The 26,976-nt window shown below is 32.9% G+C and carries 28 protein-coding genes; 16 read left to right on the top strand and 12 right to left on the bottom strand.

The window, feature by feature from the left end; genetic code table 11:
- Nucleotides 1–462 (bottom strand): aminotransferase class V-fold PLP-dependent enzyme (locus L6Q46_RS02480; RefSeq protein WP_291282962.1); only part of this gene is annotated, 462 nt, incomplete at its 3' end.
- Between the two features lie 122 nt (nt 463–584).
- Between L6Q46_RS02480 and L6Q46_RS02475 the strand changes: the two genes are divergently transcribed.
- Entirely contained in the window at nt 585–1,088 is a 504-nt protein-coding gene (locus L6Q46_RS02475) for a hypothetical protein (RefSeq protein ID WP_291282961.1), read from the top strand.
- A 96-nt stretch (nt 1,089–1,184) separates the two neighbouring features.
- On the opposite strand, the gene L6Q46_RS02470 is transcribed toward L6Q46_RS02475, so the two are convergent.
- Both L6Q46_RS02470 and L6Q46_RS02465 read right to left on the bottom strand, forming a co-directional pair.
- On the bottom strand, nt 1,185–1,745 hold the full coding sequence (locus tag L6Q46_RS02470) for a Smr/MutS family protein (RefSeq protein ID WP_291282960.1): 561 nt from the start codon (nt 1,743–1,745) through the stop codon (nt 1,185–1,187).
- Entirely contained in the window at nt 1,729–1,926 is a 198-nt protein-coding gene (locus tag L6Q46_RS02465; protein ID WP_291282959.1) for a hypothetical protein, read from the bottom strand. Before L6Q46_RS02465 ends, L6Q46_RS02470 begins: the two co-directional genes overlap by 17 nt.
- A gap of 255 nt (nt 1,927–2,181) precedes the next feature.
- On the opposite strand from L6Q46_RS02465, the gene L6Q46_RS02460 reads away from it, so the two are divergent.
- Nucleotides 2,182–2,859 (top strand): hypothetical protein, encoded by a 678-nt coding sequence (locus L6Q46_RS02460; RefSeq protein WP_291282958.1) that lies wholly within the window; start codon nt 2,182–2,184, stop codon nt 2,857–2,859.
- A gap of 126 nt (nt 2,860–2,985) precedes the next feature.
- Here the strand turns inward: L6Q46_RS02460 and L6Q46_RS02455 are convergent, their stop codons facing one another.
- From L6Q46_RS02455 to L6Q46_RS02430, 6 genes are all read right to left on the bottom strand, one after another.
- Nucleotides 2,986–4,452, bottom strand: a complete 1,467-nt coding sequence (locus tag L6Q46_RS02455; RefSeq protein ID WP_291282957.1) for a lipopolysaccharide biosynthesis protein — start codon at nt 4,450–4,452, stop codon at nt 2,986–2,988.
- A 27-nt stretch (nt 4,453–4,479) separates the two neighbouring features.
- Nucleotides 4,480–5,772, bottom strand: coding sequence for a glycosyltransferase family 4 protein (locus L6Q46_RS02450; RefSeq protein ID WP_291282956.1), 1,293 nt, complete (start codon nt 5,770–5,772; stop codon nt 4,480–4,482).
- Nucleotides 5,773–5,779: 7 nt separating this feature from the next.
- Nucleotides 5,780–6,247 carry a hypothetical protein gene (locus L6Q46_RS02445; protein ID WP_291282955.1) on the bottom strand — a complete coding sequence of 156 codons (468 nt, stop codon included), beginning with the start codon at nt 6,245–6,247 and terminating at the stop codon, nt 5,780–5,782.
- A complete protein-coding gene (locus L6Q46_RS02440) occupies nt 6,244–6,408 on the bottom strand; it encodes a hypothetical protein (RefSeq protein WP_291282954.1) in 165 nt (54 codons plus the stop codon). The genes L6Q46_RS02445 and L6Q46_RS02440 overlap by 4 nt, the downstream gene beginning before the upstream one ends.
- A gap of 59 nt (nt 6,409–6,467) precedes the next feature.
- Entirely contained in the window at nt 6,468–8,918 is a 2,451-nt protein-coding gene (locus tag L6Q46_RS02435; RefSeq protein WP_291282953.1) for a YfhO family protein, read from the bottom strand.
- An 86-nt stretch (nt 8,919–9,004) separates the two neighbouring features.
- Entirely contained in the window at nt 9,005–9,259 is a 255-nt protein-coding gene (locus L6Q46_RS02430; RefSeq protein ID WP_111567521.1) for a DUF4834 domain-containing protein, read from the bottom strand.
- 107 nt (nt 9,260–9,366) lie between these two features.
- Here L6Q46_RS02430 and L6Q46_RS02425 point away from each other — a divergent pair, with 107 nt between their 5' ends.
- Together L6Q46_RS02425 and L6Q46_RS02420 are read left to right on the top strand one after the other, a co-directional pair.
- Complete coding sequence (locus L6Q46_RS02425; protein WP_291282952.1) at nt 9,367–10,335, top strand: transporter; 969 nt, start codon at nt 9,367–9,369, stop codon at nt 10,333–10,335.
- 1 nt (nt 10,336) lies between these two features.
- Nucleotides 10,337–11,455 (top strand): GTP cyclohydrolase, encoded by a 1,119-nt coding sequence (locus L6Q46_RS02420; RefSeq protein ID WP_291282951.1) that lies wholly within the window; start codon nt 10,337–10,339, stop codon nt 11,453–11,455.
- 49 nt (nt 11,456–11,504) lie between these two features.
- On the opposite strand, the gene L6Q46_RS02415 is transcribed toward L6Q46_RS02420, so the two are convergent.
- On the bottom strand, nt 11,505–12,764 hold the full coding sequence (locus L6Q46_RS02415; RefSeq protein ID WP_111567518.1) for a pyridoxal phosphate-dependent aminotransferase family protein: 1,260 nt from the start codon (nt 12,762–12,764) through the stop codon (nt 11,505–11,507).
- Between the two features lie 236 nt (nt 12,765–13,000).
- Between L6Q46_RS02415 and L6Q46_RS02410 the strand changes: the two genes are divergently transcribed.
- Nucleotides 13,001–13,582, top strand: coding sequence for a non-canonical purine NTP diphosphatase (locus L6Q46_RS02410; protein ID WP_291282950.1), 582 nt, complete (start codon nt 13,001–13,003; stop codon nt 13,580–13,582).
- On the opposite strand, the gene L6Q46_RS02405 is transcribed toward L6Q46_RS02410, so the two are convergent.
- Nucleotides 13,551–14,165: a trimeric intracellular cation channel family protein gene (locus L6Q46_RS02405; RefSeq protein ID WP_291282949.1), complete on the bottom strand. Its 615-nt coding sequence runs from the start codon at nt 14,163–14,165 to the stop codon at nt 13,551–13,553. The two genes, L6Q46_RS02410 and L6Q46_RS02405, sit on opposite strands and share 32 nt — an antisense overlap.
- Before the next feature lie 182 nt (nt 14,166–14,347).
- On the opposite strand from L6Q46_RS02405, the gene L6Q46_RS02400 reads away from it, so the two are divergent.
- From L6Q46_RS02400 to nhaA, 3 genes are all read left to right on the top strand, one after another.
- Entirely contained in the window at nt 14,348–16,261 is a 1,914-nt protein-coding gene (locus tag L6Q46_RS02400) for a DEAD/DEAH box helicase (protein ID WP_291282948.1), read from the top strand.
- 86 nt (nt 16,262–16,347) lie between these two features.
- On the top strand, nt 16,348–17,121 hold the full coding sequence (locus tag L6Q46_RS02395; RefSeq protein WP_111567514.1) for a carboxypeptidase-like regulatory domain-containing protein: 774 nt from the start codon (nt 16,348–16,350) through the stop codon (nt 17,119–17,121).
- Between the two features lie 67 nt (nt 17,122–17,188).
- On the top strand, nt 17,189–18,337 hold the full coding sequence (gene nhaA / locus L6Q46_RS02390; protein WP_291282947.1) for a Na+/H+ antiporter NhaA: 1,149 nt from the start codon (nt 17,189–17,191) through the stop codon (nt 18,335–18,337).
- 1 nt (nt 18,338) lies between these two features.
- Here the strand turns inward: nhaA and L6Q46_RS02385 are convergent, their stop codons facing one another.
- A complete protein-coding gene (locus tag L6Q46_RS02385) occupies nt 18,339–19,010 on the bottom strand; it encodes an RNA methyltransferase (protein WP_291282946.1) in 672 nt (223 codons plus the stop codon).
- Between the two features lie 55 nt (nt 19,011–19,065).
- On the opposite strand from L6Q46_RS02385, the gene L6Q46_RS02380 reads away from it, so the two are divergent.
- The 8 genes from L6Q46_RS02380 to L6Q46_RS02345 all read left to right on the top strand — a co-directional run.
- Complete coding sequence (locus L6Q46_RS02380; protein WP_231834856.1) at nt 19,066–19,596, top strand: sigma-70 family RNA polymerase sigma factor; 531 nt, start codon at nt 19,066–19,068, stop codon at nt 19,594–19,596.
- Complete coding sequence (locus tag L6Q46_RS02375) at nt 19,589–20,374, top strand: anti-sigma factor (RefSeq protein ID WP_291282945.1); 786 nt, start codon at nt 19,589–19,591, stop codon at nt 20,372–20,374. Before L6Q46_RS02380 ends, L6Q46_RS02375 begins: the two co-directional genes overlap by 8 nt.
- A 52-nt stretch (nt 20,375–20,426) precedes the next feature.
- Nucleotides 20,427–21,134: an NAD-dependent deacylase gene (locus tag L6Q46_RS02370; RefSeq protein WP_291282944.1), complete on the top strand. Its 708-nt coding sequence runs from the start codon at nt 20,427–20,429 to the stop codon at nt 21,132–21,134.
- A 56-nt stretch (nt 21,135–21,190) separates the two neighbouring features.
- Complete coding sequence (purB, locus tag L6Q46_RS02365) at nt 21,191–22,534, top strand: adenylosuccinate lyase (protein ID WP_291282943.1); 1,344 nt, start codon at nt 21,191–21,193, stop codon at nt 22,532–22,534.
- A gap of 45 nt (nt 22,535–22,579) precedes the next feature.
- Complete coding sequence (locus tag L6Q46_RS02360; protein WP_291282942.1) at nt 22,580–23,188, top strand: hypothetical protein; 609 nt, start codon at nt 22,580–22,582, stop codon at nt 23,186–23,188.
- A 2-nt stretch (nt 23,189–23,190) separates the two neighbouring features.
- Nucleotides 23,191–23,967, top strand: a complete 777-nt coding sequence (locus tag L6Q46_RS02355; protein ID WP_291282941.1) for a polysaccharide deacetylase family protein — start codon at nt 23,191–23,193, stop codon at nt 23,965–23,967.
- Between the two features lie 74 nt (nt 23,968–24,041).
- Entirely contained in the window at nt 24,042–26,279 is a 2,238-nt protein-coding gene (locus L6Q46_RS02350) for a cation:proton antiporter (protein WP_291282940.1), read from the top strand.
- 110 nt (nt 26,280–26,389) lie between these two features.
- Nucleotides 26,390–26,976, top strand: a 587-nt coding sequence (locus tag L6Q46_RS02345; RefSeq protein WP_291282939.1) for a hypothetical protein, incomplete at its 3' end; no start/stop codon positions are given.

The raw sequence follows: 26,976 nt of genomic DNA, 5'->3' as shown, positions 1-26,976 counted from the left end.
TCCTATTTCGTTATTTACGTGTATTAATGATACTAATGTTGGAACATCAGAAGGTAATTTAGCCGCTAAATCATGATAATCGATGTTTCCGTTGGGTAAAATCGTAACATATTCAACTTGAATTCCAAATTCCTTTGCTAGATGTTCGACTGTATGCAACGTTGCATGATGCTCGATTTTAGTCGTGATAATGCGTTTAATTCCTAAATCCTTAACGGCGCTAGTTAGAATCCAATTGGTTGCTTCTGTAGCACTTGACGTGAAGATAATTTCAGAAGCTTGTGCATTTAGTAATTTCGCAATGGATTTACGCGATGATTCCAATAAAGTCTTAGCACTTCGACCAAAACTATGAGTAGAAGATGGGTTTCCAAAATCGTTTTGAAGTACGTTCATCATCGCAGTTATAACTTCTGGATGAATAGGCGTAGTTGCGGCGTTATCTAAATACACTTTTCTCATACGGCAAAGATACAAATCATTTTATTTTAGAAATCTTAAAATCAATTCGTGTTGAAATTAACAAACTTTAGCAAATTAATAAATTAAAACCTTTATTTTTGTTGCACAAATTAGTTGAATACATGAAAAAACTTATAGTTTTAGTAGCCTCAGTTTTTATGCTACAAGCCTGCGATGACGGGGATATTACGTTAGAATCTTTTAATTTTGATACGGTTAACATTCAAGAATGCACAGATAATAATTTGATTTTCAAAATCAATGGAAATGAAATGTTGTTACTCAATATTCCAGAATCGAGTTTTCCAACTGATGAAACTCCCGATGGTAGTCCTGAAATAATTGATGTAAATTCAACTAATCAAATTATATACAGAATTTATTCTGGAACAGTAACAGATGATAGTATTTGCGATTTAATTCCACCGGCAAGTCCAACTGTTCAAGACGAATGGAATGCTACTGGCGGAACAATTGAAATTATTACAGATAAATTATTTGCTACTGATGGTGTAACACAAATAGGTCTTACTCATAATATCAAATTCGTTAATGTAAACTTTTCTGGAAGTTCCAATTCGTTTAGTTTTACGGAATATAATTTTGGAAATTACGAAACGAATTAATTTAAAATTTAAAAAAATAAAAAAGGACTATTCAAATTTGAATAGTCTTTTTTTATTTCTTGAAGTGAAATGGGAGTGAAATTATCATCCAAAATCTTACTTCACATTTTGTTTAATATAAACTTCGGTTGCTCCCAAACCATATTTTTGATAGTTCGCATCTTGGAACGAAATGGTGTCATAACGTCCCAACATAAAATCCAATTCGGCTTTCAAAACACCTTCGCCAACACCATGAATAAACACCACTTTTGGCATTCGATTTTTGATCGCAAAATCGAGTTGACGTTTTGCGGTTTCCATTTGCAAAGTGAGAATATCGTAGTTGCTCATTCCGCGTTTTGAAGGCACTAATTTTTCGATATGCAAATCAACTTCTAAGACAAATTCATCCTTACGAGAACGCTTTTCTTTGACAAAACTACGCTTTTTTGGCTCTTCTTTATCTTTTAAAACAGAACCTAAACTTTGAGTAGAGAAAAAACCACTTAACTCATTGGAATTGTTTATTTTAACCAACTCGTTGACAAAAAATGTCATCACAAAATTATCGGTAGTTTCCACCGAAATTTCATTGTTTTGAACCTTAATTACTACTCCAGAAATGTCGTCGTCTAAAACTGCGACCTTATCTCCTATTTCAAATTTCTGTGTCATTTTTTTCTTCGTTTTCTCCATCATTTTTAGATGGAATTTTCTTCATCAATCTAAATAATCCAAACATAAAAACAGCCATTGCTCCTATCATAATAAATCGATTTGGAGCTGGTTTTGATTGTTCAATCATGGCAAAAATTCCAACTGCCGCGAACATCAAGATGTATAAAAATTGCTTCATAATTTTTTCTTTAAAATACAATTTTCAAATGTAGTCTTTTAAAAGTCAACAAAAAAAACCAATCTTATTTTTAATAAAAAACACTTCTCAAAAAGTTTAAAATTGGTGCCCAAATAAAATTAATAACAACTCATTAACAAATCGTTCACAACACTTTTTTTGAGTTTGGCACAGCAATTGGAAATACCTAAACAAGCAACAAGTTTTAGAAACGAGTTTTAAAATAAAGTTGCCCAACTTTTAAATTGTTGTATCATGAAAAAAATTACACTTTTAGTAGTAGCCAGTATCCTTCTGGTAGGGAACATGGCTTTAGCGTCAGAAAATCCTGTTTTTTCTGACAACACAAACAGAAGAGGTTATTACATCGATTATAGAGATGCAGAACCAATTATCTTCAAAGAACGCGGTATTGAATTTATGTTGTTTCCAAATGGAGAATTTGACTTCAACACAAGACCAGCGGTTAGACCAAGAGTTAATGGAACAAGTGGTGCTCCGAGAGGTATTTACTACGGAACTTCAGAAAGAGGAATCCGTGTAGAGCACGATAACTTTGGTAGAGTAAGACGCGTAGGAAATGTTTACATAAACTACGACGCTTTTGGAAGAGTAAAACGTATTGGAACTATTTATATGAGCTATAACAGTTTTGCTGTAACTAAAGTAGGTAACATGCGAATTGTTTACGACAGAAGAGGACGAATTGTAGATGTATATGGTTTTATCAACCACGCTAACGGTGGATACTTCTACAACCCTGGAACTCATTATTCAGGTGGAAATGGTGGTTATGGTTACGGAGATGATTATGGAGACGACTACAATGACGATGACTATTACTACTACAGAAAAGACGGTTCTAAAGCAAAAATGTCTGATGATGACGTAAAAGAAATCAAAAGAGAAGCTTTAGAAGTTAAGAGAAAATAAAAATTGGTTGGTTAAGTTTGTTTTTAAATCCTGCGGATTCTGGGAAGATGAAGCAGGATTTTTTGTTTTAAAATTTTAAAAATCTTTATTTGGAACACAGATTGAAAAAATTAAAAAAAATCTTTATTACTTCTTCAGAATTCTCTTGAAAATAGAGTGCATTACAAAATTAATATCCGAAGAAATCTTCAAATAATAACTCAATCCTAAATAGAAAATAGTTACTAAAATGGATTTCAAGATTATATTTATAAAAGGATGAAAACCGAAATCCCAGTAATAAAACACCCCAAAACTCACCATTGCTAAGACCAGAGCCACAATAGTATTCTTTGTAAACGGAAATAACTCCATTTTAAGCACTACGAAAAGTAATTTAGCTAAACTGTATAACGTAATCGAAATTAACGTTGCAATGGCAGCCCCATTCAAGCCATAAAGCGGAATGAATATCATATTTAGTGAAACCGTAAGAAAAACAAGAAACAATCCTAAAAACAAAACCGCTTGATAGTATTTTGAGTTGAAAATAATCGCATTATTGTTTCCTAAAACCAAATCAAAATACTTAGAAATTCCGATTAAGAAAACCACAGCAATTCCTTCGTTATAACCTGCCGGTAAAACACTGTATAATTCATTTATATTGACCAAAATCCCAACTAAAATCAAACCACCAATGACTTGTAGCGTAATCGAAGACTTTTTATACAATTCATTGAGTTCGTCGTGCTTGTTTTCGCTCATTAATTTAGCCGTAATAGGATACGTAATTTGATGCATCGCACGACTTGGCACTGCAATTACTGTCGCAATGAAAATAGCAACTGAATAAAAAGCAATATTATCGATATTGATGTAAAAATTAAGCATGAATTTATCGACATCTAACAGCATATTTGCCACACTTCCTGATAAGATGATAAAAAAACAATAAGTTAAAATTGCTTTGTAATTATCTGGAAAAACTAGTTTAAAATGAGGTAATTTCACTTTCATTGCATAAAAAAGCATTGTTAAAAGCGATAAAAAGTAAATTCCCATCAAGGCAAAAACAAATTGTTGCGGCGAAATAAAATCAAAATAAACAGCAAATAAGAAGATTGAAATTAAAATACGAAGCAAAACTTCTTTCACAAAACTGCCGTAAACCGATTGCAAATGTACTTTTACCCAAGCATAAAAAATCTCAAAATATCCCATACAAAGCCCGATTACAGGAATTTGCCAAACGTAATCGTAAACAATTGGGTTTTTCTGCGATAATAATTCCGCTATTTGATGATAACCAAAATAACCTATCAAACTTACAGGAAGAATTATCAGTAAAGGCAACACCAAAACAAAGGTTAGAAATTGTGATTTTTTCTCTTCGGTTTCGTATTCGTTGTAGAATTTTACCAAAGTATTATGAACTCCAAACGCCATTAAAGGCATCATAATATTAGCAGCCGACAAAATAAACCCAACCAAACCATAAAAGGTATCGCCCAAAAATTGTCCGTACATAAACAACGTATTAATCGCACCAATTCCAAAACCAATGTAGGTAATGATGGTGTTTTTAATCGATTGTTTGATGACAATTCCCATTTGATTTAAGATTGAAGATTAACGATTTTAGATTTTTGAAGTTAGAAGTTTGGCTAATTTCTCAGTCAATGATTTTCTGCTGTATTGTTGTAAACCAACCGGATATACTTTTAAATTATTTTGCTGAAACTGTTCGAAACAAGTCAGAATTTGCTCTTTTAAAGCTTCTAATTCGTCATATTTGAAAAAAGTTCCTGTATTTGTTTCTTTTATAATTTGAGCAAAATCAGCATTTTCAGGACCGATGGCGATTATTGGTCGCTCTGAAACCATATATTCGAATAATTTTCCTGGAATAATGCATTTGGTTTCCTCTGAATCGATTTCGATAAGTAACAAAACCTGTGAACTTCGTTGTTCAATAATGGCTTCATCGTGTGGCAAATAGCCTAAATGATTCACATATTTTTCCAACTTAAATTCTTTAATCGCTTGAAGTACCTCTGCACTCACCGCTCCTATCAATTTTAATTGGAAATGATTTTTGAATTCGGGATTTTCTTTGGTTAGTTCTTTCAACGCTTTCCATAAAATTCTCGGATTTCTTGCTGATAAAAACGAACCAATGTGCGCCAAAGTGAATTTTTCGTCCAATGGTTTTTTGATCACTTTTTCCACATCATAACCATTTGTAATCACTTCGATTGGTTTTGCTGTAATCGCTTCAAATTCAGTTTTGGTTGTAGGAGAAGTAACTAAAAGGCGGTCACAAGTGTTCATAACTTCCTTTTCCAAATTCTTATGTTTTTTGGCTGCCCACGAACTCAATTTTAATTGTTTGTGATAGCCAATAGTTGTCCAAGGATCACGAAAATCCGCCAACCAAGTAATGTTGAGCTCTTTTTTCAATTGCAAACCAATCAAATGCAAACTATGAGGCGGACCCGTTGTAATTATCGTATCAATTTGATTTTCTTGAAGATATTGTTTCAAGAATTTAACTGAAGGTTTTACCCAAAAAACTCTCGCATCTGGAATAAAAACGTTGCCACGAATCCAAAGCATTGCTTTTTCTACAAATGATTGCTTTTTTTGATTTGGAATGATTCCGGAACTAATTTTTTTGGTCTTATTTTTCGAAAAAACCGAAGCCAATCCGTAAGGTTCAAAAATTGGTTGTTTGATGATAACGGCTTTGTCTGAAACTTCACTCAATAATTTCTCATCAATCAACGGATAGGTTGGATTTTCGGGAATATAAACGTGAGGTTCAATATTAAAATCAGGTAAATATTTGACGAATTTCAACCAACGTTGCACGCCTGGACCTCCTGCCGGTGGCCAGTAATACGATATAATGAGTATTTTTTTGGTTTTCAAAATTCAGTTAAGGTTCAATGTTATCATTTAATTTTCCTAGCTCTTCTAAATCTAGTTGGTCCTTGAGTCTGTTAGTTGCTTTTTTTGCAATGACTAGATTTTTATAATCAATAAAATTAACAGGAATGTCGCCTATCATTACAATTGTAGCATCAGACAAAAGAGAATCAAATGATTTATCCTCCAAACCCTTTATAGAAGTCATAACATCTAAACGAAGCCCAAAATCTAATGTAAAATCGGTCCAGCCTGGAATAAATTGCATGGTTTCAATAGATTCAAAATCTCCAATACCAATATCTACAAATGCTTTTCTAAGATTTTTTCTATTTTCAATGGAATCCTCAATCAAAATATCTAAATCTCCCGTACTTCTGTTATAACCGTAAATATTGACAGCAAAACCACCAATAGTGATGTACTTTACATTATGTTTTTGAAAAGATTTCCAAATATTTAAAATTTGTGCAATCATTTCTTAAGGGAATATATTTTAGGAGCATTTTTTAAAGTATAAGAAAGCTCAATAATAGCCATCAATCGCTCTAATCGTTCTACATAAGAGAGCGATTTTATTTCAGCTATTCGTTTAGCTTCTAACTTTTCGGGTTTATCGTGATTCAATTTTGCCTTCATTTTTTTGACAAATATTCTTTCAAATTTACAAAATATTCAAGTTCAAAAATCAAAAATCGTTAATCTTGAATCTTTTTCTTTCTCTCAAAATAAACTCCAGCTCCAATTAATAAAAGCATTCCGATTGAACTCATTAATGCAATAGTGCTACCCGTTTTCACAACCTCTGGTTCAAATTTGAATTCTATAGTGTGTTTTCCTGCTGGGATTTGTAAACCTCTTAAAACGTAGTTTACATTTAAAATTTCAGCGTCTTTTCCATCAATTGTAGCTTTCCAACCGTTTTGATAATACATTTCAGAGAAAACTGCGAAGCCTTCATTACTATTATTTGAAACATATTTTAAATGATTTGGTTTGTAGGAAACTAAATTTATTGATGAAATAGAATCTTTTTCATATTCTAAATTTGAAATAGGAAGTGCAGGTGCTTTTAAATATTTTGTGGCATCAATAGTTCTAAAAATAGCCACTCTTTTTGTATCCAAAGTATCCAACGCTTTCATTTCTTCGTTTGCAGATTTTACTAGCTTAATTTCTTCAACAAACCAAGCATTTCCATTTGCAGCTGGATTGGCTAAAGCTAATTTTTGTCCGTTTTCATCGGATTGAATAACGTATTTTACGTTTAACATATTTAATACACGAACGTTATTTTTAGCGATTTGGTAATCAAATAATTGTTGCATTCTTCTTGGTTTCGCGGCATGATAACCACCGATTGATTTGTGGAAAAACGATGTTCTTGCACTACTCATTCCGCCTTCTACTTCAAAAACTCGGAAATGTGTCGTATCAGCTAAAATTCTTTGGTCGGCTTCCGTAGGTTCAAAAGGCATATCTACTTCTCTTGCGCTTTTGAATTGGTCTGGATTATTGCATACATAGCGTTTATCAACCATAAACAAGTCGAAAACCATTAAAACTCCAACTATAATAATCGCTGTAGTTTCTTTCATCAGGTTTTTCACGAAAAGGAATAGAACCACAAATGTTAATCCCACAAACAACATCGAACGTAACACATCAGAAGTGTAAAGTGCTTCACGATCTAATTTTAGAGTTCGGATGAATTCATCTCCATAGGCTTGTGCGTACATAGCATCGTTAGCCGAAGAGAAATTAAAAGTTCCTTTTATTAAAAATAAAACCACTAAAAGTCCGAAAGTAATCGCTCCAGACTTCCAAAGTGCATTCCATTTAGCTTTTTCATCATCTTGTTTAAAGAATTGATATAATCCTAATATGGCTAAAGCAGGCACACACAATTCTAAAATTACTTGAATAGAAGAAACCGCTCTAAATTTGTCATATAACGGAACATAATTGATAAAGAAATCAGTCAAAATACTGAAATTCTTACCCCAAGAAAGCAATAATGAAAATATTGCTCCAGATAAGAATAAATATTTGATATTTCGTTTTTCAACAAAAAAGACCATTACAAATAAGAAAAACACCACTACTCCTATGTATGCTGGTGCCGCAACAATAGGCTGTGCTCCCCAATACGCTGGTGCGTGTTCTACAAATCCTTGCACTTGATCAGCTGGATAGCCTTGTGCAACAAAATTTTGATAGGTTTCCGATTCAATACCTAAATTTTCATTGTTAGAACCTCCAAAAAGTCCTGGAGCAATTAAATTTAAACTTTCTGCAACTCCGTAGCTGTATTCGGTGATATATTCATAAGACATTGCATTGCTATCAGTCTTTGGAGAACCATCAGGATTGAAAGTTAATTCACTATTATTTCGTGTTGAAAACTTAGCATATTCTGACGTTGCCATCAAATTCGTTGCATTAGTTCCTATAGCTAAAATTCCTGCAATGGCAAAAACGCCAAATATCTTTCCTAATTCTTTGAATTCTTTATTTTTAATTGCAATTACAATATAATAAACAGCAATTATTGCCAATAAAAGCAATAAATAATACGTCATTTGGAAGTGATTCGCATTAATTTCTAATGCAGCTGCTATCATGGTAAGCAAACCTCCAATAATATATTTTCGTTGAAAAACCAATAAAACTCCCGCAACAACCATTGGCATGTAAGCGATGGCGTGTGCTTTAGCATTGTGTCCAACTCCTAAAATAATAATTAAATACGTTGACAGTCCAAAGGCTAAAGCTCCGAAAAAGGCTTTCAATGGGTCAACTTTCAACACTATCAACAAAACATAAAAACCTAAAAAATAAAGAAATAAATAATCTGCAGGTCTTGGTAAAAAGCGCAAAGCATCATCCAACATACCAATAACATCATTTGGATATTTTGCACCTAACTGATATGTTGGCATTCCTCCAAAAGCGCTGTTGGTCCAGAAAGGTTCTTCTCCAGTATCTTTTCTAAAATCAATTTGTTCTTTTGCCATTCCGGTATATTGTACGATATCGGATTGGAAAATTTTTTCTCCTTTTAAAACGGGATAAAAATAAAATAGTGATACTAAGATAAATCCAACAACGACTAATAAATGCGGATAGAATGCTTTTAAGTTCTTCATGTTTTTGCTATAAATAAAGGTGCTAAAGTAACTAAAAAAAGGATATTGTAATAATATCCTTTAAGGTAATGTTGATAAACAAAGATTTATTTTACTTCTTCATAATCGATGTATTCTCCTACTTCTTTTTTTGGTTTTGGAGCTGTATTTGTCGATTGAGTAGTGTTATTGTATTGTTCTTGTTGTTGTCTGTACTGTTCTTGCATTTTTTCTTGCATCTTATTCACTGCTTTTTGCATTAAAATAGGAGCAAAAATTCGCATTAAAAACTTAAACAAATAATAAAACAGAATGATATAAAAAATAACCTTTATAGTTCCTGTAAGCGAAGCCATTTCCATGCTAATAAATTTTAAAATTCAAAAATACAGATATTGGTTGGTAAAACTTCAAATTTGTTTCTTAAAATTATGATAAAATAACTATTTTTGGAAATAAATCTTTTTCTATGAAATCAATTCAAGCACTTTTTATTTTAATCTTCGGAATTACATCACAAATTTCATTTGGGCAATTTACCGATGAAATCAACTCTAATCGTCCAGGAAAATCGATGATGGCATTTGCTGTTGGTAAGAAAATCATTCAAACCGAAGCAGGTGTAACTTATGTTTCTGAAGATCATAATTTGTTAGGATATGAAGCAAAAGGCTTTATGGGAGAATTAGCACTTAGATATGGTGTTTGGAAAGAAGAATTAGAAGTTATCGCTGAAATTCAGTATCAAAATGACAAATTGACTTCGGGTGCTTTCGAAGAAAAAAGAAGTGGCTTTAAACAACTGACTTTAGGAGCTAAGTATTTGATTTATGACCCATTTAAAAATTACGAAGAAAAGCCAAATTTATACAGTTGGAAAGCGAATAAAAAATTCAAATGGAGACAATTTATTCCTGCTTTTGCTATGTATGCGGGAGCTAACTTTGCTGTAGGAGAAACACCTTTTAATTATGCTCCTGCTACTATTGAAGAACCAAGTTTTAGTCCAAAAGTAACTGCAATTGCTCAAAATCATTTTGGAGGAAGATGGGTTTTAGTAACCAACTTAACGTATGATAAAATTGGAACTGACTTTGCTTCTATCAACTATATTTTAACACTAACAAGAGGTTTTAATGCACAATGGTCTGGATTTATAGAAAACCAAGGTTATATGGGTGATTATTATAGCGATGGCGTTTTTAGAATTGGAGCTGCCTTTTTGTTTGATAAACACATGCAAGTGGATGCTTCAATAGGAAAAAACATAAAAGACACGCCTGGATTGTTGAATGCCGGAATTGGTTTCTCATGGCGTTTTGCTGATCAATATCAAGAAGTTCAAATTGCAAAACCTGGAACAGAAACCAAAATGGACAAAAAAATGAAGAAAAAAGGCGAAAAAGAAGCGAAGAAAAGAAAAGATGCAGTAGAATAAAATGATAACAATTAAAGAAGCCCTTACTAAAAAAGAAATGAAAGATTACGTGATGTTTTCTTTCGAATTGTATAAAAACAACCCTTATTGGATTCCGCCAATTATAGCTGAGGAATTAGAAACTTTTGACAAAACTAAGAATCCTGCACTTCAAACTGCAGAAGCTCATTTTTATTTGGCTTATAAAAACAATAAAATTGTAGGTAAAATTGCCGCAATCATAAATTGGGAAGAAGTTAACCTTTTAGGAAAAAGAAAAGCTCGTTTTGGATGGTTTGATGCTATTGATGATATTGAAGTTACCAAAGCGCTTTTAAATAAAGTAGAAGAATTAGGACGTAAACACAACATGGATCACATGGAAGGTCCAATGGGATTTTCTAATTTGGACAAAGTTGGTATTTTAAGTGAAGGTTTTGACCAAATGGGAAATATGATCACTTGGTACAGCTTACCTTATTATATCACTCATTTTGAACAACTTGGCTTTATTAAAGAAAAAGAATACATTGAAAGTGATTTCTCTTTTAATGGTATCAATCCTGAACCGTTTCAAAAAGCCAGTGAACTTATCAAAAAACGATACGAATTGCGTAGCTTGAATTTCACAAAAACAAAAGACATTATGCCTTATGTGGATAAAATGTTTGATTTGTTTAACGAAACCTATGCGAGATTACAATCCTTTGTTCCAATTAACGATATCCAAAAAGAATATTTCAAAAAGAAATACATCGGATTTATTAATCCTGAATACATTAAATTTATTTTGGATAAAAACGATAACATGATTGCTTTTGCGATAGTAATGCCTGGTTTTGCACAAGCACTTAAAAAAGCGAATGGTAAGTTATTTCCTTTCGGATTTTATCATTTACTACAAGCACGAAAACATTCAAAAGAAGTGGTTTTTTATTTAATTGGAATAACACCCGAATATCAAAGTAAAGGAGTTACTGCTATTGTTTTTGATGAATATTACAAAGTGTGTCAAGCAAAAGGAATTGAAACTTGCATTAGAACTCCCGAATTAGAAGAAAATCATGCCATTCATAATTTATGGAAGCATTTTAATTCGAAAATCAATAAACGAAGAAGAACGTATAAAAAAGAGTTATAACAAAAAAGGGATTCAAATTGAATCCCTTTTTTTATAGTTTTAATAAATGTTACTCTACATTTTCAACTGTTGAAGCTGCAATTTTAGCATACGTTCCGTTTACTAATTTTTCGCGAATTGCTTCAAAAGCAGTTAAAGTTTCATTAATATCTTCGATTGTGTGAGAAGCCGTAGGAATCATTCTCAATAAAATAATACCTTTTGGAATTACAGGATACACTACAATTGAAAGGAAAATTCCGTAGTTTTCACGTAAATCGTTTACCATAATCATTGCTTCCGGAATAGAACCTTCAAGGTAAACTGGAGTAATACAAGTATTTGTATCTCCAATATTAAATCCTTTTTCTTTTAATCCGTTTTGTAATGCGTTTACGTTTACCCATAATTTATCTTTAATTTCAGATGAATTACGCAATAACTCTAAACGTTTTAACGACCCAATAGTTTGAATCATTGGTAACGCTTTTGCAAACATTTGCGAACGTAAGTTGTATTTTAAATAATCGATAACATCTTTATCGGCAGCAACGAATGCACCAATATTTGCCATTGATTTTGCAAAAGTTGAAAAATAAACATCAATTCCATCTTGACAACCTTGCTCTTCTCCTGCTCCAGCACCTGTTTTACCAAGTGTTCCAAAACCATGTGCATCGTCAACTAACAAACGGAAATTGTATTTTTCTTTCAAGGCAACAATTTCTTTCAATTTACCTTGCTGTCCTCGCATTCCGAAAACCCCTTCTGTAATGAATAAAATTCCTCCACCAGTTTCTTCAGCCATTTTAGTAGCTCTCTGAAGGTTTTTCTCCATACTTTCAAGGTCGTTGTGCTTGTATGTGAAACGTTTTCCCATGTGTAAACGTACACCATCAATAATACAAGCATGCGAATCTACATCGTATACAATAATATCGTTTTTAGTAACCAAAGCGTCAATAATAGACACCATTCCTTGGTAACCAAAGTTTAACAAATAAGCTGATTCTTTCATTACAAAAGCAGCTAATTCTTGTTCTAATTGTTCGTGATATTTTGTATGACCACTCATCATACGAGCACCCATTGGGTAAGCCGCACCAAATTGCATTGCTGCTTCAGTATCTGCTTTACGTACTTCTGGATGATTTGCTAATCCTAAATAGTCATTCAAACTCCAGTTTAAAATATTTTTTCCTTGAAATTGCATTCTCGGACCTAATTCTCCTTCTAATTTAGGGAATACAAAATATCCTTCTGCTTGAGAAGCCCATTTTCCTAATGGACCTTTATTGTTTTGAATTCTTTCGAATAAATCTTTTACCATGATATAATAGGTGTTAAAAACGGAGCAAAAGTAAAAAGAAAAAAGTTTTTATTGAATGATTCTGATTAACTTTTTAAATTAAATTCAAAAAAAACTTGTTTATTGCAGAAATGGACTTACATTTGCACCGAACGACACAGAAATGTGGTTACACGTTCACCTTAAAAGTCGGGGGCTCCACCTCGACTTTTTGCTTTTTATACATTTCGTATCTTTGTTTTTTTAAATCATTTTTTATGAAACTCGTATTTGCTTCCAATAACAAAAATAAAATTCAGGAAATTCAGGCTTTAGTTCCAAACACTATTCAAATTGTAAGTTTAGAAGATATTGGTTGCACCGAAGATATTCCAGAAACAGCTGATACGATTGAAGGAAATGCCATTTTAAAAGCCAATTACGTTACCGAGAAATATGGTTACGATTGCTTTGCAGATGACACCGGTTTAGAAGTGGATGCTTTAAATGGCGCTCCAGGAGTTTATTCCGCTCGATATGCAGGCGAACAAAAAGATGCGAATGATAATATGGATAAACTTTTATCGGAATTAAGCGACAAACCGAATAGAAAAGCAAATTTCAAAACAGTTATAGCTTTAAACCTTAACGGAAAACAAAACCTATTTACCGGAATCATCAACGGAAAAATCATAGATAAAAAAATTGGAACCAACGGTTTTGGTTACGACCCTATTTTTGTCGCTGAAGAATATGAAAAAACCTTTGCTGAACTAACCATGGAAGAAAAATCAACCATTAGTCATAGAGGAATTGCGGTAAAAGAACTTATTCTTTTCTTGCAAAAACAGAGCCTATAGGTAAACTCCAATTGTATTTAAAAGCAATTAATCGCAAAGAAATAATAAAAACTGCAACTATTAGCGAAATAATATCACTTTGTATTTGTAATTCTTGCAAAAGAAAAAATAGAATTCCGCCAGCAATACAAAGCGTTGCATAAATTTCTTTTCGAAACAAAACTGGAATTTCATTACACAAAATATCGCGAATAACACCTCCAAAAGTAGCTGTAATTGTTCCTAAGATTACACAAATAACTGGGCTTAGTCCAAATTCCAAACCTTTTTCTAAACCAATTAAGGTAAAAACCCCTAATCCAATCGTGTCAAATAAAAACATGGAGATTCTTAAACGCTCTAAATAGCAATTAAAAATAATTGAAAGAAAAAATCCAATCGTAATAATAAATACATAATCAATATCTAACATCCATCCTACTGGCGTTCTTCCTATCATAACATCGCGAACTGTTCCACCTCCTAAAGCAGTAACAAATGTAATACAATACACGCCAAATAAGTCCAGCTTCTTATAAATTGCAGTCAAAGCTCCCGAAATAGCAAACACTAATGTTCCGATAATATCTAACAGTTCAAACATCTTATATCATTTCTTACAAAAGTACTTCATTTTGCAATTTTTCTATCCCGAAATTAACTATAAAACATTTTTTATAAAATCTGTGAAAAACATTAAAATCATAACAAATTGAAAATCAATAAGTAACAAATTAGTTAATCTGATTTATAAAGCGTACCTTTGCACCCAATTTAAAATATTTTATGAATAAATTTGAACAATTAGGATTGAATGAGTCGCTACTGCTGGCGATTAAAGATCTAGGATTTGAGAATCCGTCAGAAGTGCAAGAAAAAGCGATTCCAGTACTATTGGAACAAAACACAGATTTAGTTGCCCTAGCGCAAACAGGTACAGGGAAAACCGCAGCTTTTGGTTTCCCGCTAATTCAAAAAATTGATGCTGAGAACAAAAATACTCAAGCCTTAATTTTATCGCCAACACGTGAATTATGCTTACAAATCACCAACGAGATTAAATTATACTCAAAGTACATAAAGGGGTTACATACTGTGGCTGTTTATGGTGGTGCAAGCATTACAGAACAAGCTAGAGAAGTTAAACGTGGTGCACAAATTATTGTGGCTACACCAGGTAGAATGCAAGACATGATTAACAGAGGTCTTGTAAACATTAAAAACATCGATTTTTGTATCTTAGATGAGGCAGATGAGATGTTAAACATGGGATTCTACGAAGACATTTGTTCCATTTTATCGGACACACCAGACGAGAAAAACACTTGGTTATTCTCTGCAACAATGCCTGCTGAAGTAGCTCGTATTGCAAAACAATTCATGTCGAGCCCAGAAGAAATTACGGTTGGACACAAAAATTCAGGTTCGGCTACCGTTTCTCACGAGTATTACGTAGTAAACGCAAGAGACCGTTACGAAGCTTTAAAACGTTTAGCTGATGCTAATCCAGACATTTTCTCAGTAGTTTTTTGTAGAACAAAACGTGATACACAAGCAGTTGCTGAAAAATTAATCGAAGATGGTTACAATGCTGCGGCTTTACATGGAGATTTATCGCAAGCACAACGTGATGGCGTAATGAAATCATTCCGTGGTCGTCAAATTCAAATGTTGGTTGCTACTGACGTTGCAGCTCGTGGAATTGACGTTGATAATGTAACTCACGTAGTAAATTATCAATTACCAGACGAAATTGAAACCTACAACCACCGTTCGGGAAGAACTGGTAGAGCAGGGAAATTAGGAACTTCAATTGTAATCGTTACGAAAAGTGAATTGAGAAAAATTCATTCTATCGAGCGTATTATCCAACAAAAATTCCAAGAAAAAACAATCCCTTCTGGAATTGAAATCTGCGAAATTCAGTTATTACACTTAGCAAACAAAATTAAAGACACAGAAGTTGATCATGATATTGACACCTATTTACCTGCAATTAATGAAGTTTTAGATGGTTTATCTAAAGAAGAGTTAATTAAGAAAATGGTTTCTGTTGAATTTAATAGATTCATCAACTATTACAAATCAAAACGTGATTTAACAGGCGAAAGAGGAAGTGATAGAGAAAGAAGTTCTGAACCAAGAGAAATTAGAGCGGGTGATCCAGTTCGTTATTTCATCAACATTGGTGCAAGAGACGATTTCGATTGGATGCAATTAAAAGATTTCATCAAAGAAACTTTAGATTTAGGCAGAGATGACGTATTTAAAGTAGACGTTAAAGAAGGTTTCTCTTTCTTTAATACCGATGGCGAGCATACTGACAAAGTAATGTCTGTTCTTAACGGATATGACATGAACGGTCGTAGAATCAACGTTGAAATTTCTAAAAACGACGGTGGCGGAAGACGCGATCACAACGGAAGAAATTCTGGTGGCGGAAGACGTGAAGGCGGATTTAGAGGCGAAAGAAGCGGTTCGGCTCCAAGAAGAGAAGGTGGAAGAGACGGAGGTTTCAGAAGCGATAGAGGTTCGGCTCCAAGAAGAGAAGGCGGAAGAGATGGTGGTTTCAGAGGAGAAAGAAGTAATGAAAGAAGCAGTTCGGCTCCAAGAAGAGAAGGCGGATTTTCTGACAGAGCTCCAAGACGTGCTGAAAGCGCTGGAGATTCATCAAGACCAAGAAGACCAAGAAGAAGCTAACGATTTTCGTTAATTTTCTTATAATTTTATAGAAAACTACAAAATATCACCTTTTGATTCGTATTTTTGAATCAATAATTTAAAGGATGAGATATTTTGTAGTTTTTCTTTTTGCATTAATTTCTAATATCTGTTTTTCACAAACAGATTCTCTGGTAAAGAATATAAAAGGTACCGTAATTCATAACGATACTAAACTTCCAATGGCTAACGTTCACGTTATTAACGCTTCACGCGTAAAAGGAACCGTAACCACTCCTAGCGGAACATTTGAAATTGAAGCTAAAGTAAATGACACCTTATTATTTACTTATGTGGGTTATGAAAATGTAAAAGTAAAAGTAACTAACGACTGGATTAAACAAAACCCAACTAAAATTTATCTTAGCGAAAAAACGTATGTTTTAGACGAAGTTGTAGTTGCTAAATACAATTTAACAGGCTATGTTGATGTTGATACCAAATTAATTCCTGTTGCCGATGATTCTTATCGCTATAGTATTTCTGGACTAAAAGCCGGTTACGAAGCTGGAACTTACAGACCTGGAGCCATTGCAAAAGTATTGGGTTCTATTTCAAATCCAGCTGATTTCTTGTATAACATCTTTGGCAAACGTCCAAAAGAAATGAAAAAGCTGAAAGAAATGAAAAAGGATGACACTGTTAGAAATCTTTTAGCCACTAAATTTGATAGAGAAACACTCGCAGCATTATTAGAAATTAATAAAGAAGACATTCCTTTAATTCTTCAAAATTGTAACTATTCAGAATATTTTATTCAAACTGCAAACGACTTACAAATCATGGATGCCATTAGTGCGTGCTATGAAGATTATAAAATCTTAAAGAAGAATAAATAATTTCAAATTACTCTTCACTATTTGACAATTCAGTTGCTTAAAAACAGTAACGCTTAATAAAAATAGAATGAAAGCAACTCAATTATACAAAGACTTTTTTGAAAGCGAAAAATCAGGCGGACTAGTCTTAATTGCCTTTACCCTGACTTCCTTGTTTATAGCCAATTCAAACTTCGGAAATTCCTACATTCATTTGTGGGAAACCCAATTTGCAGGTCATAGTATTGAACACTGGATTAACGATGGATTAATGACAATTTTCTTTTTACTAATTGGTTTAGAATTAGAAAGAGAAATATACAAAGGCGAGTTATCACATATAAAAGACGCTTTACTTCCTGTTTTTGGAGCTGTAGGCGGAATGATTGTTCCTGCAACTATCTTTTTGCTTTTTAATTTTGGAACTAGTACACAATCAGGAGCCGGAATTCCAATGGCAACAGATATTGCGTTTGCATTGGGAATTTTATCATTATTAGGAAATCGTGTACCTACTTCACTAAAAATATTTTTAACCGCTTTAGCGGTAATTGACGACCTTGGTGCAATCATTATAATTGCCGTTTTTTATACCAAAACATTATTATTGGCCAACTTACTAATTGCTTTAGGGATTTTTGCTTTTTTATTAGTCTTAAATCGATTAAAAGTACATTCTCTTATTCCTTACCTTATTGGAGGAATTATAATGTGGTATTTTATGTTACATTCTGGAGTACATGCAACAATTACTGGAGTTTTATTAGCTTTTGCGATTCCTTTTGGAGATGGTGAAGAAAAATCACCATCCTATATTTTACAACACTTTTTACACAAACCTGTTGCCTTTCTCATTATGCCAATTTTTGCATTAGCTAATACTGCAATTATAATTGGTTCTGATTTTAATAGCATTATAACACAAAATTATAGCATTGGTATTGCTTTAGGACTTATTATTGGAAAACCATTAGGAATAATTGCTATTCTATTTTTAGCGATTAAACTAAAATTGTGTCAACTTCCTAATGAAATCAACTGGAAATCCATTCTTGGTGTTGGTTTCTTAGCTGGAATTGGTTTCACGATGTCTATTTTTATTACACTTTTAGCTTTTGAAGATGAAACCATCATTAATAATTCTAAATTTATAATCTTACTTTCTTCTTTAATTGCTGGAATAATCGGATTCATAACTTTAAAACTATCGTTGAAAGATATGCATCTCGAAGAATAAACTAGTAACTTGAATTCATTTCATGAAACTTCTTTTCAATAAACTCAATATCTTTTATCGATTTTCGAGTCCAATCTAAACGTTTTTCTAAAACTTCTTCTTCCGATAATTGCCAATTAATCTCCGATTGACGCAAACGATTTGTCACATCTTGAATAATAATCGCAGCAGAAACCGAAATATTCAAACTTTCGGTATAACCCACCATCGGAATTTTCAAAAAACCATCCGCTTGCTGAATTACTTCTTCCGATAATCCGTTTCGCTCTGTTCCAAAAAACAAAGCTGAAGGTTTAGAAATATCAAATTCGTGCAACATACAAGAATCATTATGAGGAGTTGTAGCAATAATTTGATATCCTTTAGCTTTCATCTCATCAATACAACTTTGAACGGTATTAAAACGATTCACATCTACCCATTTTTGAGCACCCATCGCAATTTCAGTATCAATTCGCTTACCAAATTTTTGTTCAATAACATTCAATTCTTGTATTCCAAAAACTTCACAACTACGCATTACTGCGCTAGTATTATGTAATTGATACACATCTTCCATTGCAATAGTGAAATGTTTGGTTCTGTTTTTCAACACTCGTAAAAAGCCTTCTTTTCTATTTTCAGTTAGAAAACCTTCTAAATATGTTAACAACTCTTGATTAAATTTCTCCATATCGCAAAAATAATACTACTTTTTTTATTATTTTAGACAAAAAAAAGAAAATTGCATGACACAAGAAGAACTTTTGCCCCTATTACTTAAAAAAGACGATAGGTCATTTACGCTACTCTATGATAATTATTCGAAGAGTTTGTACGGAATTATTTTCAATTTAATTAAAGACAAAGAAGAAGCAGAAGATGTGCTTCAGGAAGTTTTTGTTAAAATTTGGAAAAATATTGATACGTACAACACCTCTAAAGGTCGACTTTACACTTGGATGTTAAACATTGCCCGTAATACTTCTATCGATAAATTACGTTCTAAAAACTTTAACAACAATCAGAAAAACTTATCTACCGATAATTTCGTACATATACTTGACGATAACTCGAAGACCATCAACAAAATAGATGCGATTGGAATTAAAGAGTTTATCAAAAAACTGAAGCCAAAGTGCATCCAACTAATTGATTTGTTGTTTTTTAAAGGGTATACCCAACAAGAAGCATCTGATGAATTAGAGATTCCTTTAGGAACCGTAAAAACGCAGAACAGAAATTGTATGAATGAATTAAGACTAATGATCAATGAATAGTAGAGAATATATAGAATCAGGTATTTTAGAACTGTATGTATTTGGAAAACTTTCCGATGAAGAAATTGCGGAAGTCAATCAAATGGCAGCACAATATCCTGAAGTGAGAGAGGAAATTAAGGCTATTGAAGCTGCAGTCATTAATTTATCACACAGTGTAGCACCTCATTTATCGGCAACGAATTTCGAAAAAATCAGAGCCGAATTACTAGGAAGAAGCAAAGTAGTGACCATGAAACCACGTTCAAATTGGTCACAATATACGGGTTGGGTTGCTGCAGCAGTATTAGTGGTTGGTTTCGGACTTCAATTTTATAAATTAAATCAAACTAATGAAACCTTAAATAAAGTTTCTAATCAGAAAGACTTATTACAAGAATCGGTTGTGGATTTAGAATTAAAGAAGAAAGAATCTGAAGAAGTTTTAGCTATTTTAAGAGATACGAGTAATATTGCCGTAGCTTTAGCAGGACAACAAGTAGCTCCAAATGCTTATGCAAAAGCTTATTACAACAAAAACACAAAAGAAGTATATATCGATGCTTCTGGTTTACCAACTCCTCCAGAAGGAATGGTGTACCAAGTTTGGGCGTTAAAATTAGAACCTGTTTTAACACCTACAAGTATTGGATTGCTTGATTCGTATGCTACAAGTACTACAAAAGTAATTAAAGTAGAAAACGCAAATGAAGCACAAGCCTTTGGAATTACATTAGAACCAGCTGGCGGAAGTGCCGGACCAACAATGGAACAACTCTATACCTTAGGAAAAGTATAATATTCAAATGCGTCTTTATGGCGCATTTGTTTTTTAAAATTGCAAAAGAAAAATGAAAAAAATTGTAGTACTAACAGGTGCTGGAATTAGTGCCGAAAGTGGAATCAAAACATTCCGAGATGCGGATGGCTTGTGGGAAGGCCACGATATCATGGAAGTAGCTTCGCCAATTGGTTGGAAGAAAAATGCCGAATTAGTATTGGACTTTTACAACAAAAGAAGGGCGCAACTTTTAACAGTTATACCCAACAAAGCACACGAAATTCTAGCCGAATTAGAAGCACATTTCGACATTCACATCATAACCCAAAACGTTGACGATTTACACGAAAGAGCTGGTAGCAACAAAGTAATTCATCTACATGGCGAATTATTAAAAGTGCGAAGCATTTCAAACGAGAACTTCGTAATCGATTGGAAGCACGATTTAAATCTAGGCGATTTCGATTTAGAAGGCAATCAATTGCGACCACATATTGTTTGGTTTGGCGAAGACGTTCCCATGATTGAACATGCTATCGATATTGTAGAAACCGCTGACATTTTAATTATTATCGGAACTTCATTACAAGTCTATCCAGCTGCTGGATTAATGAATTATGTAGACCAAAATGTTCCAGTTTATTACATCGATCCAAATCCAGCCACCATTTATGATTTACCAAACGAATTGAAAGTTATACCGCTAACCGCCGTTGAAGGAATGAAAATTGTAAAAGAAGAATTGGTAAATTCTATCCAAAAAACTTCTGACTTCTAACTTCTAACTTCTAACTTCTTATTATATTTGCACTTCTTTAAACAACACACAACAAAATGCAATTAACAGAATTAAACGCTATTTCGCCAATTGATGGTCGTTATAGAAGCAAAACTATTTCATTATCTCCTTATTTTTCTGAAGAAGCCTTAATTAAATACCGCGTACTGGTAGAGGTTGAATATTTTATTGCTTTGCGCGAAGCTGATTTACCTCAATTAGCAAAAATTGACAAATCAATTTACGATTCTTTAAGAGACATTTACAAAAACTTTTCTACCGAAGATGCTCTTTGGATTAAAGAAACCGAAAAAACAACGAATCACGATGTTAAAGCGGTAGAATATTTCATCAAATCGAAATTCGACGGTTTAGGATTACAAGAATTTAAAGAGTTTATCCATTTCGGATTGACTTCTCAAGATATCAACAATACCGCTATTCCACTTTCAACTAAAGAAGCATTTGAAAACGTTTATTTGCCAAGTTTAGTAAGTGTAATTGCAAAATTAAAAGAATTAGCAATGGAATGGAAAGACGTTCCAATGTTGGCTAGAACTCACGGTCAACCGGCTTCTCCTACCCGTTTAGGAAAAGAAATTTTAGTGTTCGTAGAACGTTTAGAAGAGCAAATGCGTTTGTTATTCAATGTCCCTTTTGCAGCTAAATTTGGTGGCGCAACTGGAAATTACAACGCTCACAAAGTAGCTTATCCAAACACGGATTGGAAAAAATTCGGGACAGATTTCGTGGAAAATAGTTTAGGATTACACCATTCGTTCCCAACAACACAAATTGAGCATTACGACCATTTTGCAGCCTTTTTCGATGCGTTAAAACGTATCAATACGATTCTAATTGATTTAGATAGAGATATTTGGACGTATGTTTCAATGGATTATTTCAAACAAAAAATCAAAGCGGGCGAAATTGGTTCTTCGGCTATGCCACATAAAGTAAATCCAATTGATTTTGAAAATTCAGAAGGAAATTTAGGAATTGCGAATGCGATTTTCGAACATTTATCAGCAAAATTACCACTTTCAAGATTACAACGCGATTTGACTGACAGTACGGTTTTACGTAATATCGGCGTACCAATGGGACACACGTTAATCGCTTTTGAAGCTACTTTAAAAGGATTAAATAAATTGTTATTGAACGAAGACAAATTCGCAGAAGATTTAGAGAAAAACTGGGCGGTGGTTGCTGAAGCCATTCAAACAATTTTACGTCGTGAAGGTTATCCAAATCCATACGAAGCATTAAAAGACTTAACCAGAACGAATACTGTAATTAACAAAGAAGCGATTCACAATTTCATCGGAACATTAAACGTTTCAGAAGATGTTAGAGAGGAGTTAATGCAAATTACACCGAGTAACTATTTGGGGATTTAATTTCAAAAATTTCTTTATCTTTGATTATCATTTTAATCTAAACTTGTGAACGATGAAATACAACATATCCTTTCAGGAAAGAGCCAAGTTAAGCATGGAGATTTTATCCAAACAGTCATTAGTTTCCTTAGAAGAAGCGAAGCAACAAGTAATTTGGTTAAAGAAGATAAGTACTTCAAAGAAAAAGAAACAAAGAGTTTAATTGAATTTATTGAACAAAATAAATTTTGGGTCGAAAACATTAATCTTGAAAATTACATTTCTCAAGGTGCAGAACAGAAAGTATATTTAAAAAATGACAAAAGTGTTCTCAAACTAAACGATTCCATATATTACACTTCATGGATTGATTACCTAAATAATTTATTGCTAAATAATTATTTCTTTTTTGATACGGCTTATGAACTTTTAGGATTTTATAAGAGTGAAAATGTTTTATATGCAGTTGTAGAACAGCCATTTGTAAAAGCAACTGAAAAAACAGATTTAGAATTGGTAAAGCAATTTATGTTGAGTAATGGATTTGAAAACTCAAGAAATAATGATTATATCAATAGAAACTATGGAATTATTTTAGAAGATTTACATGATGAAAATGTATTAACTCAAAATGGTTTTTTGTTTTTTATCGACACTGTATTTTATATCATTTAAACATGCCAAAATCTATCAGTATAAAATTAATTTCCATTAGTTTGCTGATAGGTTTTTTCTTTTATTCATGTTCGTCTTCTAAAACCATTTCCTCAAATTCTAGAGCAGGCGTAGTCATTACGTTTGATGATTATTTCGTAAACGAATGGAAAGAAGCAGATACAAAACTCACAAAATACAATTGGAAAGCGACTTTTTGTGTGAGTAATTTTGAAAAGCTTACAACTTCAGATATCTCAAATTTAAAAGCACTTCAAAATAAAGGACACGAAATTGCGGGTCACGGATTTCGTCATCTCAATGCAAAAGAATTCACCAAGAAAAACAACAAACAGCAATACTTAATAGTTGAAATTTTTCCATTAATTGAAGCATTTAAAAAAGAAGGAATTGAAATTAAATCGTTTGCTTATCCTTTTGGAGCCAAAACACAAACGTTAGACTACGAATTACAAAAACACTTCGATATCATTAGAGGAACAGCAAAAGGCGGCAAAAAAGTAGCTGACAACGCTAATTTCTATAACGGAACTCGACTTGCAAACGGAATTGGAATCGACAGTAATTACGAGCATTTTAGTTTAAACTACTTAACTAAAGTTTTAAATTACGCTAAAAAGCACAATAAAATAGTCGTTTTTTACGGACACAAACCTGTTGACAAAGCTACAAATGAGTATGAAGTAGATCTGAAAACATTAGAAATGATTTGTCAATTTGTGGTTTCAAACCAAATGAAATTTTATACCCTTCAAGAACTAAATTCGTTAAAAAAATAATAAATTTAAATGCATAAAGAATTGAAATTTTGAAAAACCAACGCTTTTCACTATTTTAGTAAAAATTCAAATTTATGCCAATATTTCTAACTGCCTCTACTGTTCATTTACCCAATTTAATTAGTGATTTAGGACTAATTTTAGTCACTGCAGCCATTGCAGTATTAATTTTTAGAATCTTAAAACAACCTTTAGTTTTAGGATATTTAGTTGCAGGGTTTTTAGCAGGAAATAAATTCGGTTTTTTTCCAACGGTTAAAGACATGAATAGCGTAACGGTTTGGGCAGAAATTGGTGTAATATTTCTCTTATTCAGTTTAGGACTCGAATTTAGTTTCAAAAAACTAATGAAAGTCGGCGGAACAGCTTCCATAACCGCTTTAACTCAAATCATTTCAATGGTAGCCTTAGGTTATTTCGTAGGACAATTGATGGATTGGGGAAAAATGAATAGTCTGTTTTTAGGCGTTATTTTATCCATATCTTCCACAACCATAATTTTAAAAACCTTTGACGAATTAGGTGTAAAAACACAAAAATTCGCCGGAAATGTAATTGGAGCGTTAATTGTTCAAGATATTTTAGCCATTTTAATGATGGTTTTATTGTCAACCGTTGCTGTTAGTCAACAATTTTCAGGGACCGAATTATTGCAATCCGTTTTAAAATTGGTTTTCTTTTTAACCATTTGGTTTGTAGCGGGAATTTTCTTTATACCAACTTTACTAAAAAAAGCCAAACACCTTTTAACTGATGAAATGTTGCTAATTGTTTCATTAGCGTTATGCTTATTGATGGTTTTATTTGCTGCAAATGTTGGCTTCTCTCCTGCTCTTGGAGCTTTTATCATGGGTTCTATTATTGCCGAAACCACACAAGCAGAACACATTGAACATTTGGTAAAACCCGTAAAAGATTTATTCGGTGCGGTTTTCTTCGTTTCGGTCGGAATGTTAATAGATCCTGAAATGTTAATGAAATACGGATTTCCCGTTGCCATCTTAACGTTGGTTGTTATCTTAGGACAATCGTTAAGTGCAACCATTGGCGCTTTATTTTCGGGACAACCGTTGAAACAATCCATACAAACTGGTATGAGTTTATCGCAAATTGGCGAGTTTTCATTCATCATCGCTACATTAGGAATGACGTTAAATGTAACTAGTGATTTCTTATATCCAATTGTCGTAGCCGTTTCGGCTATAACCACCTTTACGACTCCGTTTATGGTGAAATTTTCAACACCATTTTCGTCTTATTTAGAGAAAAAATTACCAAGACGTTGGGTAAAAAAAATCGAACGATACAGCGCCAATACCGAAGCTATCAAATCGGTTAGTACTTGGCAAATTGTATTGAAAGCCTACTTAACTCAAGTAATAATTCACTCGATTATTATTGTGGCGATTATTTTACTTTCGTCGAAATATATTCTGCCTTTGGTTGAAGATTCGCGTTTTGGAAATGCCATTGCTGCTTTAATAACAGTTGTAATTTTATCACCATTTTTATGGGCTTTATCGCTAAGAAGAGTCGCAGTAGAACAAGTGCAAGAATTAATGCAAGTGAGAAAATATCAAGGACCGATTATCGTATTAGTCTTCTTTAGAATTGCACTTTCACTTTTCTATATGGGATTTGTATTGAATGAGTTTTTCTCTCCTGTAATCGCCATTATTGCATTAGTTATTGGAATTGTGTCGTACATTTTATTCCCGAAACGATTGCATGCTTTTTATAACAAAATTGAAGGTCATTTCCTAAGAAATTTCAACGACCGAGAAATTGCAAAACAAGTCAACAAACGTCAAAATGTGCTTTCACCTTGGGATGGTCACATGGCCGATTTTGTTATTGCCAAAGAATCGAATTTAGCAGGAAAAACTTTGGAAGAATTGAAAATTAGAGAGCAATTCGGAATCAATATTGCGGCGATTAAACGTGGTGATGTAACGATTAATATTCCTATTAGAACTGAACGCCTATTTCCCGGTGACGAAATCAACGTAATTGGAACCGATGAACAAGTAAAATTATTCAAAAACTTCTTAGACAAACACGAAATCGACGAACCAGAAGCTTTCATTAAAGAAGACATCATTTTACAACAATTGGAGCTAAAAAACCGTGTTTGCATTGGAAAAAGCATCCGAGAATCGCAAATTAGAGAAAAAACACACGGCATCATCGTAGGCATCGAACGCAACGGAAAACGTATTCTAAACCCAGAATCGCATTGGATTTTAGAATCTGATGATATTTTATGGATTGCTGGTGATAGGAAAAAGATTAATGAGTTTTTGAAGGGGTAATTCTTAAGTGGTCAGTTGGCAGTAACAGTGTTCAGTTATCCACAACTTTGTCATTCAGAAGGAATCTCTTTTTTGGCATGAAAGTTGATTTTTCTTTCAAAACTAACTTTATGAAATCATTTTACATCCTTCTATTATCCATTACAATATTTTCTTGCCAAAAAGAAAAAACTTCTTTACCAATTGAAGAAAATTTAATTGCAATTTCTTCTCAATTAAAAACGGATAAATTGCAAACTTTTGAGTTTGTTCTTAAAAACGACACCTTAATTTCAGGGAAAGAAGGCACTAAAATTTGGATTACTAAAGATTTGTTTGAAAATTATACTAATGGAAAAATCACTTTTGAATTAAAAGAGTTTTATTCCAAAGAAGATATGATTTTAAATGGTTTATCAACTGTTACTATTAAGGACGAATTATTAGAATCTTCTGGAATGTTTTACATCAATTTCAAAGAAGAAGGTAAACAATTGAAAATCAAAAAAGGAAAATCTTATGAAGTTACAATTCCAAACAAACCCTTAGCGGATAGTAATATTTATTATAACAATAATGATTCTATTTTTAGATGGGAGTTAGCAAAAACTGATATAAAAGTTTCATTTCCAGACATCTTAAGAAATCGTGCATTTGGAATTAGCGTAGGTAAAGATGGTGTAGGTGGCTTTTTTAGAGAAACAACTTTAGATAGTCT

It is taken from the genome of Flavobacterium sp., from assembly GCF_023151265.1.
In the GTDB taxonomy this organism is placed as follows: Bacteria; Bacteroidota; Bacteroidia; order Flavobacteriales; family Flavobacteriaceae; genus Flavobacterium.
This window is presented reverse-complemented; position numbering and strand designations above follow the sequence as displayed.